Origin of the sequence: Pseudomonas sp. MWU12-3103b (genome assembly GCF_023100615.1) — a bacterium.
GTDB lineage: Bacteria > Pseudomonadota > Gammaproteobacteria > Pseudomonadales > Pseudomonadaceae > Aquipseudomonas > Aquipseudomonas putida_A.
Map to the genome: position 1 here is coordinate 238,126 of NZ_JALMEY010000001.1, position 14,406 is coordinate 252,531.

Below are 14,406 nucleotides of genomic sequence, written 5' to 3' on the forward strand. Positions count from 1 at the left end.
CGAAAGTGGCGGCGGGCGATGCGTTGCAAGGTAGTGACGGGCCGAGCACCGAAGGTGGTAGATAAATATCGCAGGCAAAAAAAGACCCGCACGGCGGCGGGTCTTGTCGTCAGCGTCGGCTCAGGTACCGGACTTGATCTTGGTCCAGGCCCGGGTGCGTGCACGCTCGGCATCCCGCGGCAGCGGTTGCAGGGTGTAAAGCGTGCCCATCGCCGCATCGGTCGGGTACAGGTTGGGGTTGTTGCGGATCGCCGGATCGACCAGTTGGGTGGCGTCCTTGTTCGGGTTCGGATACCCGACGAAGTCGCTGACCGGCGCGATCACCGTCGGTTGCAGCAGGTAGTTGATGAAGGTGTAGGCGTCCTCCGGGTTCTTCGCGCCCTTGGGAATGGCGAGCATGTCGAACCAGATCGGTGCGCCTTCCTTGGGCAGGCGCATGTCGACCACCACACCGTTCTTCGCTTCCTTGGCGCGGTTGGCCGCTTGCGAGAAGCTGCCGGAATAACCGACCGCGACGCAGATGTCACCGTTGGCGATGTCGGCCATGTACTTGGACGAATGGAAGTAGGTCACGTACGGCCGGATCTTCATCAGCAGCGCTTCGGCCTTGGCGTAATCCGTCGGGTTCTTGCTGTTGGGATCCAGACCCAGGTGTTGCAGCGCCAGCGGCAGGATCTCCGACGGCGAGTCGAGCAGGGCGACGCCGCACTGCTTGAGCTTGCTGAGATTCTCTTCCTTGAAGATCAGGTCCCAGCTGTCCACCGGCGCGTTATCGCCCAGCGCGGCTTTGACCTTGGCCGGGTTGAAGCCGATCAGGATGGTGCCGTACATGTACGGCACGGCGAATTTGTTGCCCGGGTCGTTGGCTTCGATCAGCTTCATCAGTTTCGGATCGAGGTGATTCCAGTTCGGCAGCTTGCTGCGATCCAGCGGCTGGAACACCCCGGCCTCAATCTGCTTGGCGAGGAACACGTTGGACGGCACCACCACGTCATAGCCGGAGTTACCGGTCAGCAGCTTGGCTTCCAGTGCTTCGTTGGTGTCGAAGATGTCGTAGACCAGTCTGGTCTGGGTGTTCTGTGCCTTGAAGTCTTCCAGCGCCTTGGGCGTGATGTAGTCGAACCAGTTATAGACGCGCAGGGTGCGTTCTTCGGCGTGGGCGCCGACGCTGAGTAGCGCGGCGCACACGGCTGGCGCAATGCAGTGCTTGAGTCGGTTCATTGTTCGAACCCTTCGAGCACGTTCACTGCGTTGATGCCGATTTCCTCCACCGCGTAGCCACCTTCCATGACGAACAGCGTCGGTTTGCCGAGGGCGGCGATGCGTTTGCCCATGGCCAGGTAATCCGGGCTGTCGAGCTTGAACTGCGAGATCGGATCGTCCTTGAAGGTGTCGACGCCCAGCGACACGACGATGATGTCGGCACCGTAGCTGTCGATCTTGTTGCAGGCCTGTTCCAGCGCCGCACTCCACACATCCCAGCCGGAACCGGCCGGCAGCGGATAGTTGAAGTTGAAACCTTCACCGGCGCCTTCACCGCGTTCATCTTCGTAGCCGAGGAAGAACGGAAACTCGGCTTCCGGATGGCCGTGGATCGAGGTGAACAGCACGTCGCTGCGCTCGTAGAATATCGACTGGGTGCCGTTGCCGTGGTGGTAGTCGACGTCGAGGATCGCGACCTTCTTGTGGCCGGCATCGAGGAATGCCTGAGCGGCGATGGCGGCGTTGTTCAGGTAGCAATAACCGCCCATCAAGTCGCTGGCAGCGTGGTGTCCCGGTGGTCGGCACAGGGCGAAGGCGCTGTGTGCGCCGCGCTGGATTTCGGCCTGGGCGGTGAGGGCGACCTGCGCTGCGCTGTACGCCGCTTGCCAGGTGCCGGCGGTGATCGGCGCGCCGCCGTCGAAGCTGTAGTAGCCGAGCTGGCCGTGCAGGCTGGTCGGTTTGATCTGCCGCAGAGTGCGTGCGGGCCAGGTGTAGGGCAGCAAGTCGCCGTCGGTGTTGAATTCGGTCCAGCGTGCCCACGCACCTTTGAAGAAGTCGAGGTAATCGCGGCTGTGGATGCGCGCGATCGGTTCGAGGCCAAAATCCTTTGGCGCTTCTACCGGGCCGAGGTTCTGGTGCTGTACCCGTTGCAGCACGTGGTCGGCGCGCGACGGCATTTCGAAACACGGCTTGAGCTGGCCGTCGATGAGTTCGCAGCGGCCGTGGTGCAGGTGGTGATCGTCCGAGTAGATCGTCAGCATTTGTTGTTCTCCGCAGGGGGGCTGATTCGGTTGCCCCCAGTGTTGCGGCGCGCGACGAAACGGAGAACGGCAGGAAAGGCCAAAAGGGGATCGATATGGCCAAAAACTCTGACCGCAATTCGCCCCTCTTTTCAGTACAGCCTTGCTTCGATTCAGGCATGAAATGCGTCCGGGTGGGAGCGGGCTTGCTCGCGAATACGGTAGGTCAGATAAATTGATCGCGACTGACACTGCGCATTCGCGAGCAAGCCCGCTCCCACACTTAACGCTCAGGAAATTATGCGCGGCTAATCATGATTGATAAGTTGGAGATGATCTTGAAATTTAAGTTTAAACAGTGGTTAAGAAAATTTTTAAGTTGATCTGCTTTTGGTTTTTATTGTTGTTTTTAATTGGCTCAAGGCATGGTGCATGCCAATTTTAAAGTTGGAAACAGGCGCGGTCTACTGTCAGAAATTACAGGTTTTTCTCGAATTTAATACCGTTTGTCGCATGTTTTTATTTATATATTTGTTTTTTGACAGCCCGATAAGTTGGGTCTAGGTTGCCAAATGCTTGCCTCTGGCTGTTTGAAGGAGGAGGTTGGCCATCCCTATGAGCGTTGACTTGATAATTTGCAAAAGGAGATTTGTATGAGCACTTCAAAGATTGAAAAATATTCACCGGAGTTCTTTCGGGGCATCAAAAAGGCGACCGAAGGTCAATTCAACGTTAAAGTTGACGGTAAAAACTATACCTTTCCGGTCAGTCGCGCCGAAGTCCGTGAAAAGGACATTGTTCTGGAATTCGATATGAGTGGAGGGAATCCTGGCGTTAACCACTTTATTGCAATAATTATTGAGAAAAAGTATTTGAATGAAAAAGTGGAGTTTACCGGGAGGGGTGAGCCCGTTTATTTCCTGTTTCAGAATGCCAAGCAAGAGTGGTTGGCGGAAAAAGGCTGGATTCATGTGTACTGGCAAGAGAACAGCAAGAAAATCAGCGGGTTGGTGGGCAATGTGGAAAGCGACCAGCCTGGTGACTCCAAACTGGAGGGCGGTAAATTTGAAGTCACCTTAGCTTGATTGTTAAACCTTCCTGCGTCAGTTCTGCAGGAAGGTTTATTTATGCTCCGAATCGCATTGTCCAGTTTTTATCAGTTCAGTTCGCCACACAGGCCAAGTTTGGTCAGTCGGCGCACGTCAGCCGACTTAAGGCTGGGAGCTGCCCAAGGGTGCGATCTTTTGATCTTCAGGGTCTGAACTGGCTCGGCGCGACACCGCTCCAGCGCACGAACGCATGGCGGAAACTCGCGGTCTCGCTGAAACCCAGGGTCTCGGCGATGCGGTAGATCGGCAGTTGATCCTCACACAGCATCTGCTTGGCCCGTTCGAAGCGCAGTTCGTCGAGCAGTTCCTGATAACTGCTGCCCATGTCCTTCAAATGGCGGCGCAAGGTGCGCGGCGAGCACTTCATTTGCTGGGCCAGCCCCTCCAGCCCCGGTGCTGCATTGAGCTGGGCACTGAGCAACTGGCGAATCCGCCCCAGCCACGCCTGCCGCCCGGTGAACTCGATGTTCTGTTTGCGGCAGCGGTCGGCCATGGCCTGGTGGGTGATGCTGTCGGCCAATGGCAACGGCTGATCGAGCCAACGCTGGTCGAAGGCGAAGGCGTTGTCCTTGGCGGCGAAGTGCAGCGGGCTGGCGAAGTGTTCGGCGTAGCTGTCGCGGTAATCCGGCGCGGCATGTTCAAAGCGTGTCGCCAGCAACGGCAGCGGATGCCCGAGCAGGTCGTCGCAGATGACCTTCAACGACACCAGGCAGAATTCCGCGTTGAACACCGCCATCGACGGACTCTCGCGGTAATCGGCGGCGACGAACCAGACCCGCTCGCCATCGTCTTCCAGGCTCAGTTCGAAAAGTGTTCCCAGCAGCGCCGGATAGCGAATCGCCAGGCGCAAAGCGTCACCTAAGGTGGCACTGGTGAGCAGGGCGTAACCGAGGATGCCGTAGCAGGAAACGTGCATCCGCCGGCCCAGTTCCAGGCCAATGTCATGCTTGAGCGCGACTGCGTTGGCGCAAACCTGCATTTCCTGATTGGTGGTGATGCGTGTGTCGGCACGGGCCAGATCCGCCGTACTGATGCCGCTGCCGGCCAGCAGCGCTTCGCTCGACAGGCCTTCGGTCTTGAAGGTGTTGAGCACCAGTGAGACGGCGTTGAGTGTGGTGAGGTGGGAGTGGAGCATAAGATCTTCCAGCCTTGGGGGTGCTGGAAACGGCAGCAAGTTATATGCCGGGTGAAGATCAAACGGTATGAGGGCTGTTGTGGCGAGGGAGCTTGCTCCCGCTGGGGCGCGCAGCGGCCCCAAAACACTGCGACTGCTGCGCAGTCGAGTGGGAGCAAGCTCCCTCGCCACAGGGGCTCACTCCTGCAGGGTATTGCGTTGCGTCAGATCAGTTCGCCACACAGGTCGAGTTCGATCAGGCGCCGCACTTCGGCCGATTCCAGGCCTGCACCCAGCAGTGCCTGCAATTTGCCGAACGCCGCTTCGCGGGTCATGCCGCCACCGGACAACACGCCAACGCCGCGCAAACGGCTGCCGGCTTCATACACATCCAGCTCGACCCCGCCTTCATGGCACTGCGTGACCGCAACCACCACCACACCGTTGTCCCGTGCGCGGCCGAGGCTGGCAAGGAACTCGGGATTGTCGCTCGGTCCGGTGCCGCTGCCGTAGCACTCCAACACCAGACCTTTGATACCGCTGACCAGCAGGCCATCAACCACCTCGGCGTCGATGCCGGGGAACAGTGGCAGCACAGCAACCTTGGCCAGTTGTTTCGGCTGGTTGTAGTTCAGTGCGGCCGGAATCGACGGCGCTTTCACCCCGCCGCCCTGACGCTCCAGGCGCTTGAACGGATGCTGGCCGAAGCTGCGCACTTTCGCGCAACGGGTCGGCGCCAGCAGCTCGCCGTGGAAGTACAGATGCACGCCCGGCGCCAGACCCTGGCCCAAAGCAACCAGCGCGCCACCGAGGTTTTCCCAGGCATCGCTGTCGGCCACGCCGGCCGGCAGCATCGAGCCGGTGAAACACACCCGGGCATGCAGGCCGAGCAACTGGAAACTCATCGCCGCAGCGCTGTAGGCCAGGGTGTCGGTGCCATGCAGGATCAGTACGCTGTCGCAGCCTTGCACGTCCACCGCATCGACCACCGCTTCGCGCAGTTGCTGCCAGTAGGCCGGGGTCATGTTGGCGCTGTCGATCAGCGGCGACATTTCCCGGAAGCGCCATTGCGGCACCACCAGTTCGGGCTGGCTGTGCAGGTACTCGCGCATCCGCGCTTCGAAACCGGACGCCGGGGCCAGACCGTTGGCACTGGCCTGCATGCCGATGGTGCCACCGGTGTAGAGCACCATGACGTGTTGGGCGGCGGGGAAGGTGTTGGCAATCATCTGAGGGTCTCCACAAGAGATGACATTGTAGGAGTGAGCCTGCTCGCGATAGCGGTTCATCATTCAACATTAATGTTGGCTGAAAGACAGCTATCGCGAGCAGGCTCACTCCTACAGGTATTGCATCACAATAACTGACGGGCGCAGGGGATGCGCCCGTCATTCACCTGTCAGCGTTGCGCTGCAGGAACGCCTTGCGGCTCGACTGCGGTCTTGTCGGCGGCTGGCGCCTCGGTCGGCCAGGCCTTCAGGTCCAGATCCAGATCGGCAAATTTGCTGGAGTCGAACACCGGCTGCTTGATGCCGGCGCGGCGCTGCTCGTCGTAGTCGCGCATCACGCGCATGCCGACCTTGAACAGCATGGCCAGGGCCATCAGGTTGACGAAGGCCAGGCACGTCATGGTGATGTCGGCGAAGGCGAACACGGTCGACAGATCCTGCATCGAACCCCATACCACCAGCGCCAGGACCAGACCGCGGAACACCATCAGCAAGGCGCGGTTGCGGCTGAGGAACTGCAGGCTGTTTTCGCCCAGATAGTAGTTGTAGAGGATGCAGGTGAAGACGAACAGCGACAGCGCAACGCTGACGAAGATGCGACCCCAGTCACCGACCACGGCGGCCAGCGAGTTCTGGGTCAGAACGATGCCGTCACCTTCGAAGCCCGGGGTGTAGAAGCCCGACAACAGGATCAGCAGCGCGGTGCAGGTGCAGATCACGAAGGTGTCGAGGAACACGCTGAAGGCCTGAACCACGCCCTGAGCGCCCGGGTGTTTCACCGAGGCCACAGCGGCGACGTTCGGCGCACTGCCCAGGCCCGCTTCGTTGGCGAACACGCCACGCTTCACGCCCATGACGATGGCGCTGCCGAGCAGGCCACCGAAGGCCGGGTCGAGACCGAAGGCGCTCTTGAAGATGGTTTCCAGCATCGCTGGCACGTGTTCGATCTGGGTGCCGATCACGTACAGGGTCACGCCGATATAGGCCAGGGTCTTGACCGGTACCAGCAGGTCGGACACTGCAGCGATGCGCTTGATGCCGCCGATGAAGGTGATGGCCAGCAGCACCGCCAGGACGATCCCGGTGTGGCTTGGGTCGAAGGCAAAGGCGTTTTGCAGCGAGTGGGTCACGGTGTAGGACTGCAGGCCGATGAAGGCGAAGCCGTAGGTGACCAGCAGCAGGACCGAGAACACCACTGCCATGCCTTTCAACTTCAGGCCGTGCTGGATGTAGTAGGCCGGGCCGCCACGGTACAGGCCGTCGCCTTCGGCGCGCTTGTAGACCTGCGCCAGGGTGCACTCGAAGAAGCTGCTGGACATGCCAACCAGTGCGGTTACCCACATCCAGAACACCGCACCCGGACCACCGAGGGTCACGGCGATGCCGACACCGGCGATGTTGCCTGCACCGACGCGGCCGGCAAGGCTGAGCATCAGGGCCTGGAACGAGCTGAGTTGGCCGCCGCTGCTTTTCAGACTGTCGCGGAACACCGCGAACATGTGGAAGAAGTGGCGCAATTGAACGAAACGCGAGCGAATCGTGAAGTAGCTACCGAGCCCGACAATGAGCACGATCAGTACTTTCCCTGAGAGGAAGTCGTTGATGACTTCGAGCATGGATTTTTCCTCGCTGTTTTTTGTGTAAGCAAATGCTGGATGTTCAGAAACATCGCGTTACACCGGTTTGCGCGCGGCACGACAGGTGAGGCGAAGGTTTCGTCCCGGATCCATTTCGCGGGTTTGTTATTAGTTCGGGTTTCGCATGGGTTATGGCCTCGTTACCGACGACCGCTCACGCGAAGAGGGGCGGCACTATACCGATCAGTGCGGCGCCCGTCTGCACGCTCGTGGTGCAAGCGACGAAACGAAGCGTTGAAACACCCGGCGTTACCGGCGCCGGGCTTGTGCGGGAACTGCGTTTCTGTAGATGCAAACCCTGTGGTGAGGGGATTCATCCCCGATCGACTGCGGAGCAGTCGCAAATCATTGCATGCGGTGTACTTGTTACATCGCGATTGCAGGTTTTGGGGCCGCTTCGCGACCCATCGGGGATGAATCCCCTCACCACAAGGGCTCACCTCTACATTGTTCAGTCCCCAGACATACGGGTCTCAGGGTCGGAAAGTTAAAAAAAAGGGCTTGGGGACTGATCCCCAAGCCCTCAAAAGGTGAGAGGTGTCTAGTCCCTCGACCTGGTGAGCGGTGCTACAAATAACGCGTCGGCTCAGGCTTTGAGCGGAACCAGACGCGGGGCAATCATGTTTTCCGGGCGCAGGATGTCGGCGAGCATGGCTTCGTCGAGCAGACCTTCTTCGCGCACCAGTTCCAGCACGCCGCGGCCGCTTTCAAGGGCGATACGGGCAATGCGGGTGGCGTTTTTGTAGCCGATGTACGGGTTCAGCGCGGTGACCAGACCGATCGAGTGCTCGACCAGTTCGCGGCAGCGGGCTTCGTTGGCGGTAATGCCGACGATGCAGTGCTCGCGCAGCATGTCCATGGCGCGTTGCAGCAGACGGATCGAGTCGAGGATCTTGAACGCGATCAGCGGCTCCATCACGTTCAGCTGCAGTTGGCCGCCTTCGGCTGCCATGGTCAGCGCCAGGTCGTTACCGATGACCTGGAAGGCCACCTGGTTAACGGCTTCCGGGATTACCGGGTTGACCTTGCCGGGCATGATCGAGCTGCCTGGCTGACGCGCCGGCAGGTTGATCTCGTTGATGCCGGTGCGTGGGCCGCTGGACAGCAGGCGCAGGTCGTTGCAGATCTTCGACAGCTTGACCGCGGTGCGCTTGAGCATGCCGGAGAACAGCACGAAGGCGCCCATGTCGGAGGTGGCTTCGATCAGGTCGGCGGCGGGCACCAGCGGCTGACCGCTGATCAGTGCCAGGCGTTGTACGGCCAGCGCTTGATAGCGCGGGTCGGCGTTGATGCCGGTGCCGATCGCGGTGCCGCCCAGGTTCACTTCGGTCAGCAGTTCCGGGGCCAGCGTCTTCAGACGGGCCAGGTCTTCGCCCATGGTGGTGGCGAAAGCACGGAATTCTTGACCCAAAGTCATCGGTACGGCGTCTTGCAGCTGGGTACGGCCCATTTTCAGGACGTGATCGAATTCTTTGCCCTTGGCCGCGAAGGCCTGAATCAGGCTGTCGAGGCTGGCCAGCAGCGCGTCGTGACCCAGCAGCAGACCCAGGCGGATCGCGGTCGGGTAGGCGTCGTTGGTCGACTGCGCCATGTTGACGTCGTCGTTCGGGTGCAGGTACTGGTACTCGCCTTTCTGGTGACCCATTGCTTCGAGCGCAATGTTGGCGATCACTTCGTTGGCGTTCATGTTGGTGGACGTACCGGCGCCACCTTGAATCATGTCGACCACGAATTCTTCGTGGAAATCACCGCGGATCAATCGGGCACAGGCTTCGCTGATGGCAGCGTGCTTGGCTTCGCTCAGATGACCCAACTCACGGTTGGCGTCAGCGGCGGCCTGTTTGACCATCGCCAGACCGACAACCAGCTTCGGGTAATGCGAAATCGGAACGCCGGAGAGACGGAAGTTGTTCACCGCTCGCAGGGTCTGGATGCCGTAATACGCTTGAGCCGGTACTTCGAGGGCGCCAAGCAGGTCGTTTTCTGTGCGGAAAGATGCAGCGGAGGACATGATAGAAATCATCTCGATATGGACCCGGTCTGTGCCGGAACGCTGCGAATGCTAGGCTTGTGGGATTTTTTGGGCCAATGCTGTTAAACACTGGCCTATGCACATTCGGCATAATGCCCGTGTGACGCCGCGTGCGCGGCAGACGTGTGACCTGTTTTGGTGCGTTCCCGGGAGGGCGTGATGAATCTGGAAAGCAAATGGCTTGAGGACTTCAGTGCTCTGGCCGCCACCCGCAGCTTCTCGCAGGCAGCCGAACGGCGCTTCGTGACCCAGCCGGCGTTCAGTCGGCGGATCCGCAGCCTCGAAGCTGCGCTTGGGCTGACGCTGGTCAATCGCTCGCGCACGCCGATCGAGCTGACGGCGGCCGGGCAACTGTTTCTGGTGACCGCGCGTACCGTGGTCGAACAGCTCGGTGAAGTGCTGCGTCATCTGCATCACCTCGAAGGCGGGCAGGGCGAAGTGATCCAGGTCGCGGCGGCGCACTCGCTGGCACTGGGCTTCTTTCCGCGCTGGATTGCGCAACTGCGCAACGAAGGGCTGAACATAGCGACGCGATTGGTGGCGACCAACGTCGGCGACGCGGTGCACGCGCTGCGCGAGGGTGGCTGCGACCTGATGCTGGCGTTCTACGACCCGGACGCGGCGATGCAGATGGACCCGGAAATTTTCCCGTCGTTGCACTTGGGCCAGACTGAAATGCTCCCGGTGTGCGCAGCCGATGCCGATGGCAAACCGCTGTTCGATCTGGAAGGCGAGGCCAGTGTGCCGCTGTTGGCGTACAGCGCCGGGGCGTTTCTCGGGCGTTCGGTGAATGGATTATTGCGCCAGCGTCAGCTGCGTTTCACCACCATCTATGAAACCGCCATGGCCGACAGCCTCAAGAGCATGGCCCTGGAGGGGCTCGGCATCGCCTGGGTGCCGCAGTTGAGTGTGCGGGCAGAGCTGGCCCGTGGCGAACTTGTTGTCTGCGGCGGCCCGCAATGGCACGTGCCGCTGGAGATTCGCCTGTATCGCTGCGCACTGGTGCGCAAGGCCAACGTGCGGTTGCTGTGGCGCAAGCTTGAAGGCGGCGCTGCACAGGCTTCCTGAACCATCGCAGATCCAATTGTGGGAGCGGGCTTGCTCGCGAATACGGTGTGTCAGTCGAGATTCATGTATCTGACCTGACGCCTTCGCGAGCAAGCCCGCTCCCACAGGGCGGATTTGCGGTGTTCTGTCGCTGACCTTCAAGTCAATAAAACCGGGCCTTTGGCTGATTTGACAGATGGTCGTTTCGGGGGCTGTTTATTGCTTTCTTTGCGGTATACTGCGCGGCCTTCGGCCGGTACGTCCGGCCATTTTTCGTACAATCAAGCCACGCAATCCTGCGTGGCTTGTTGTTTTTGACGCGCCTGCGGGCGCCCAGAGAGAAGAGGCGCGACGATGAGTGCACTGGTTGGCGTGATCATGGGCTCCAAGTCCGATTGGTCCACCCTTAGCCACACCGCCGATATGCTGGAAAAGCTCGGCATCCCGTACGAGGTCAAGGTGGTTTCCGCCCACCGCACCCCGGATCTGCTGTTCCAGTACGCCGAAGAGGCTGAGGGCCGCGGCATCGAGGTGATCATCGCCGGTGCCGGTGGCGCAGCCCACCTGCCAGGGATGTGTGCGGCCAAGACCCACCTGCCGGTACTGGGCGTTCCGGTGCAGTCGTCGATGCTCTCGGGTGTCGATTCGCTGCTGTCGATCGTGCAGATGCCGGCGGGCATTCCGGTTGCCACCCTGGCCATCGGCAAGGCCGGCGCTATCAACGCCGCGCTGCTCTCGGCGAGCATCCTTGGTGCCAAGCATCCACAGTTCCACGCGGTACTGAAAACCTTCCGTGCCGAGCAGACAGACAGCGTCCTGGACAATCCAGACCCACGTATTGCCTGAGGTTGTTGAGATGAAGATCGGTGTAATCGGTGGCGGCCAGTTGGGCCGCATGTTGGCGCTGGCGGGCACTCCGCTGGGCATGAACTTCGCTTTCCTCGACCCGGCGCCGGACGCTTGCGCCGCAGCACTGGGCGAACACCTGCGGGCCGATTACGGCGATCAGGATCACCTGCGCCAACTGGCGGATGAAGTCGATCTGGTGACGTTCGAGTTTGAAAGCGTCCCGGCCGAAACCGTGGCGTTCCTCTCGCAATTCGTCCCGGTCTATCCGAGCGCCGAAGCCCTGCGCATCGCTCGCGACCGCTGGTTCGAGAAGAGCATGTTCAAGGAGCTGGGCATCCCGACCCCGGCCTTCGCCGACATTCAATCGCAAGCCGACCTGGACGCCGCCGTGGCTGCCATCGGTCTGCCGGCCGTGCTGAAAACCCGCACCCTGGGTTACGACGGCAAGGGTCAGAAAGTCCTGCGCAAGCCGCAAGACGTGGTGGGTACGTTCGCCGAGCTGGGCAGCGTTGCCTGCCTGCTGGAAGGCTTCGTGCCGTTCACCGGCGAAGTTTCGCTGATCGCCGTGCGTGCCCGTGATGGTGAAACCAAGTTCTATCCGCTGGTACACAACACCCACGACAGCGGCATCCTCAAGCTGTCGGTGGCCAGCACCGATCACCCGCTGCAGGCGTTGGCCGAAGACTACTCCAGCCGTGTGCTCAAGCAGCTGGATTACGTCGGCGTGATGGCGTTCGAGTTCTTTGAAGTCGACGGTGGCCTCAAGGCCAACGAGATCGCCCCGCGTGTGCACAACTCCGGACACTGGACCACCGAAGGCGCCGAGTGCAGCCAGTTCGAAAACCACCTGCGCGCCGTTGCCGGCCTGCCGCTGGGTTCGACCGCCAAGGTCGGCGAGAGCGCGATGCTCAACTTCATCGGCGTGGTTCCGCCGGTAGAGAAAGTGATCGCCATCGAAGATTGCCATCTGCACCACTACGGCAAAGCCTTCAAGGCCGGGCGCAAGGTCGGTCACGCCAACCTGCGCTGCGCCGACATGGCCACGCTGCAAGCACAGATCGTCAAGGTCGAAGCGCTTATCGCCGAGTAAACAGTTTCATGTGGCAACGGCGGAACCTTCGGGAGCCGCCGTTCTCTCATGGCAGGATGCCAAAGTCTGACTAGGCTTTGGCATATCTACCAAATCAGAGGGAAATGCCATGGGAATTATCGGAACCATCTTTATCGGCTTGATCGTCGGCCTGCTGGCACGCTTCCTCAAACCGGGCGATGACAGCATGGGCTGGATCATGACCATCCTGCTCGGTATCGGCGGTTCGCTGGCGGCCACTTACGGCGGCCAGGCCCTGGGTATCTATCAGGCAGGTCAGGGCGCAGGCTTCATCGGTGCACTGGTCGGCGCGATCGTGCTGCTGGTGATCTACGGCCTGATCAAAAAGAACTGATCCAAGCGACCAAGTCCTCTCTGCCAACGCGGCAGGGAGGGCTAGAATGCTCGGCGATTCAACGTCCTTCCTCTATCCGAGCATTTTTAACCGAGCACCTCCATGCGCCGTCTTCTGTTGACTCTTCTTTTGCTGGGCAGCGGTCTGGCCCACGCCGGCGAACTGCCGGAAACCGACTGGCTGGAACTGATGCCCAAGTCGGACCAGAAAGCCCTCGAGGCCATGCCCGAAATCGACCACAACTCCCCGGAAGCTACTGGCACCTTCACCGAGAAGGGCGGGATGAAACAGGCTAAAGGCCTGCCGGCGGTGATGTATTCGACCAAGACCGTGGCGTCGATGAACGACAAGCACATCCGCATCGGCGGCTACCCGGTGCCGCTGGAATCCGACGCCAAGGGCCGCAGCACGCTGTTCTTCCTGGTGCCGTACCCTGGCGCCTGCATCCACGTGCCACCGCCACCACCGAATCAACTGGTGCTGGTGCGTTATCCCAAAGGTTTGAAGCTGGACGATATCTACACGCCGCTGTGGGTAACCGGCACGCTGAAGATCGAGAAAGTCAGCAATGACCTGGCCGATGCGGCGTATGCGCTGGAAGCTGACAAAGTGCGGGTGGTGCAGGAGTCCGATCTCTAACATCTGAACAATTGTAGCGAGGGGATTTATCCCCGATGGGTTGCGAAGCGACCCCCGCTTTGAATCAGGGGCAGGGGCCTGCTCCGCAGGCCATCGGGGATAAATCCCCTCACCACAAAGGCTTTCACCCACATTGATATTGCGGTGTTGGTCAGAGCGGTTTACTGCCGATGCTGACACCCATCGTATGGCTCGCACCCGAGACCAGATTCACCACATCATCCATCACATTCGCCGTCTCGATGCACAGCATGCGCTGCCAGCCATCGTTGTCCATGTCGGTCAGCGCTGCCGCGCGGTCGATCCACGGGTTCCAGATCACGGCGGTGCGTGAGCCGCTGGCGGTCAGTACGATGCGTCGTTCCCAGGTCGGGTCGACAATGCTCAGTTGCGGCGGAGCGTCGAGGTAGATGCGATCGGTTTCGCCAGCGAAATGCAGGTCACCTTGCTGGCTGTGGGTTTTCCACTCATCCAGCGTCTCGATGTAATCCAGACCGGCCACACCCTCGACGTGCACGTTGCGCACATCACTGACCGCGAAATAAGTGTGCAGCGCCTGGCTGATGCTGACGGTTTCGCCACCCCGATTGTGGCTGGTCAGGCTGATGTGCAACTGATCTCTCAGATGCAGGGTCAGGGTCAGATCGACCTGATGCGGCCAGCCCGGCAGGCCACCTTCGGGGTAGGGCAGCCTGAACTCAACCTTGACGCCGTCAGCCTCTGATTCGATGCCGCCCAGCTCCCAATCCATCGCCCGCACCAGACCGTGCGCGGGTGCCGGTTGCTCACCGGTGTACATGGCTTGCACGCTCTGCGGGTTGCGTTCGAACTTGCCGAACCACGGCCAGCACACCGGCACACCGGCACGGATGCTCTTGCCGGTCTTGAACACAGCCTTGTCGTTGAGCCAGATGATCGGCGGCTGGCCGTCGATTTGATAACTGAGGATGTGCGCGCCTTGCTGGGCCACCAGCACTTCGGCCTGACCGTGGCGGATGCGCCAGCAGTTCAGTTCATCCAGTTTCACCGCTTCAACGTTGGGCGTGTTCATGGGGCAACTCTCGATCAGACACTTGGGACGAC

Annotated in this window: 13 protein-coding genes; 6 read left to right on the top strand and 7 right to left on the bottom strand. The window is 60.5% G+C overall.

Annotation, left to right across the window (positions count from 1 at the left end; genetic code table 11):
* Positions 1–120: 120 nt before the first annotated feature.
* Positions 121–1,221, bottom strand: coding sequence for a polyamine ABC transporter substrate-binding protein (locus M0808_RS01085; RefSeq protein ID WP_247839573.1), 1,101 nt, complete (start codon positions 1,219–1,221; stop codon positions 121–123).
* Complete coding sequence (locus M0808_RS01090) at positions 1,218–2,243, bottom strand: histone deacetylase family protein (protein ID WP_247839575.1); 1,026 nt, start codon at positions 2,241–2,243, stop codon at positions 1,218–1,220. The genes M0808_RS01085 and M0808_RS01090 overlap by 4 nt, the downstream gene beginning before the upstream one ends.
* Before the next feature lie 632 nt (positions 2,244–2,875).
* Between M0808_RS01090 and M0808_RS01095 the strand changes: the two genes are divergently transcribed.
* Positions 2,876–3,307 carry a hypothetical protein gene (locus M0808_RS01095; RefSeq protein WP_247839577.1) on the top strand — a complete coding sequence of 144 codons (432 nt, stop codon included), beginning with the start codon at positions 2,876–2,878 and terminating at the stop codon, positions 3,305–3,307.
* Between the two features lie 166 nt (positions 3,308–3,473).
* Here the strand turns inward: M0808_RS01095 and M0808_RS01100 are convergent, their stop codons facing one another.
* The 4 genes from M0808_RS01100 to aspA form a co-directional block, all read right to left on the bottom strand.
* Complete coding sequence (locus M0808_RS01100; RefSeq protein WP_247839579.1) at positions 3,474–4,466, bottom strand: AraC family transcriptional regulator; 993 nt, start codon at positions 4,464–4,466, stop codon at positions 3,474–3,476.
* A 203-nt stretch (positions 4,467–4,669) separates the two neighbouring features.
* Positions 4,670–5,674: an asparaginase gene (locus M0808_RS01105; protein ID WP_247839581.1), complete on the bottom strand. Its 1,005-nt coding sequence runs from the start codon at positions 5,672–5,674 to the stop codon at positions 4,670–4,672.
* Between the two features lie 170 nt (positions 5,675–5,844).
* Positions 5,845–7,290: an alanine/glycine:cation symporter family protein gene (locus M0808_RS01110; protein ID WP_247839583.1), complete on the bottom strand. Its 1,446-nt coding sequence runs from the start codon at positions 7,288–7,290 to the stop codon at positions 5,845–5,847.
* A gap of 607 nt (positions 7,291–7,897) precedes the next feature.
* Positions 7,898–9,322: an aspartate ammonia-lyase gene (gene aspA / locus M0808_RS01115; RefSeq protein ID WP_027610364.1), complete on the bottom strand. Its 1,425-nt coding sequence runs from the start codon at positions 9,320–9,322 to the stop codon at positions 7,898–7,900.
* A gap of 180 nt (positions 9,323–9,502) precedes the next feature.
* Here aspA and M0808_RS01120 point away from each other — a divergent pair, with 180 nt between their 5' ends.
* From M0808_RS01120 to M0808_RS01140, 5 genes are all read left to right on the top strand, one after another.
* Positions 9,503–10,411 (top strand): LysR substrate-binding domain-containing protein, encoded by a 909-nt coding sequence (locus M0808_RS01120; RefSeq protein ID WP_096795416.1) that lies wholly within the window; start codon positions 9,503–9,505, stop codon positions 10,409–10,411.
* A gap of 333 nt (positions 10,412–10,744) precedes the next feature.
* Entirely contained in the window at positions 10,745–11,236 is a 492-nt protein-coding gene (purE, locus tag M0808_RS01125) for a 5-(carboxyamino)imidazole ribonucleotide mutase (RefSeq protein ID WP_003229641.1), read from the top strand.
* A 10-nt stretch (positions 11,237–11,246) separates the two neighbouring features.
* Positions 11,247–12,329, top strand: coding sequence for a 5-(carboxyamino)imidazole ribonucleotide synthase (locus M0808_RS01130; protein ID WP_247839585.1), 1,083 nt, complete (start codon positions 11,247–11,249; stop codon positions 12,327–12,329).
* A gap of 109 nt (positions 12,330–12,438) precedes the next feature.
* A complete protein-coding gene (locus M0808_RS01135; protein ID WP_003229635.1) occupies positions 12,439–12,684 on the top strand; it encodes a GlsB/YeaQ/YmgE family stress response membrane protein in 246 nt (81 codons plus the stop codon).
* A gap of 102 nt (positions 12,685–12,786) precedes the next feature.
* Complete coding sequence (locus M0808_RS01140; RefSeq protein WP_027610367.1) at positions 12,787–13,323, top strand: DUF3299 domain-containing protein; 537 nt, start codon at positions 12,787–12,789, stop codon at positions 13,321–13,323.
* Between the two features lie 151 nt (positions 13,324–13,474).
* On the opposite strand, the gene M0808_RS01145 is transcribed toward M0808_RS01140, so the two are convergent.
* Entirely contained in the window at positions 13,475–14,374 is a 900-nt protein-coding gene (locus M0808_RS01145; protein WP_247839587.1) for a D-hexose-6-phosphate mutarotase, read from the bottom strand.
* Positions 14,375–14,406: the final 32 nt, after the last annotated feature.

What these genes read in the sequence shown, in the direction of transcription:
- M0808_RS01085 (WP_247839573.1), bottom strand. Translation starts at nt 1,221, where the DNA reads ATGAACCGACTCAAGCACTGCATTGCGCCAGCCGTGTGCGCCGCGCTA.
- M0808_RS01090 (WP_247839575.1), bottom strand. Translation starts at nt 2,243, where the DNA reads ATGCTGACGATCTACTCGGACGATCACCACCTGCACCACGGCCGCTGC.
- M0808_RS01095 (WP_247839577.1), top strand. Translation starts at nt 2,876, where the DNA reads ATGAGCACTTCAAAGATTGAAAAATATTCACCGGAGTTCTTTCGGGGC.
- M0808_RS01100 (WP_247839579.1), bottom strand. Translation starts at nt 4,466, where the DNA reads ATGCTCCACTCCCACCTCACCACACTCAACGCCGTCTCACTGGTGCTC.
- M0808_RS01105 (WP_247839581.1), bottom strand. Translation starts at nt 5,674, where the DNA reads ATGATTGCCAACACCTTCCCCGCCGCCCAACACGTCATGGTGCTCTAC.
- M0808_RS01110 (WP_247839583.1), bottom strand. Translation starts at nt 7,290, where the DNA reads ATGCTCGAAGTCATCAACGACTTCCTCTCAGGGAAAGTACTGATCGTG.
- aspA (WP_027610364.1), bottom strand. Translation starts at nt 9,322, where the DNA reads ATGTCCTCCGCTGCATCTTTCCGCACAGAAAACGACCTGCTTGGCGCC.
- M0808_RS01120 (WP_096795416.1), top strand. Translation starts at nt 9,503, where the DNA reads ATGAATCTGGAAAGCAAATGGCTTGAGGACTTCAGTGCTCTGGCCGCC.
- purE (WP_003229641.1), top strand. Translation starts at nt 10,745, where the DNA reads ATGAGTGCACTGGTTGGCGTGATCATGGGCTCCAAGTCCGATTGGTCC.
- M0808_RS01130 (WP_247839585.1), top strand. Translation starts at nt 11,247, where the DNA reads ATGAAGATCGGTGTAATCGGTGGCGGCCAGTTGGGCCGCATGTTGGCG.
- M0808_RS01135 (WP_003229635.1), top strand. Translation starts at nt 12,439, where the DNA reads ATGGGAATTATCGGAACCATCTTTATCGGCTTGATCGTCGGCCTGCTG.
- M0808_RS01140 (WP_027610367.1), top strand. Translation starts at nt 12,787, where the DNA reads ATGCGCCGTCTTCTGTTGACTCTTCTTTTGCTGGGCAGCGGTCTGGCC.
- M0808_RS01145 (WP_247839587.1), bottom strand. Translation starts at nt 14,374, where the DNA reads ATGAACACGCCCAACGTTGAAGCGGTGAAACTGGATGAACTGAACTGC.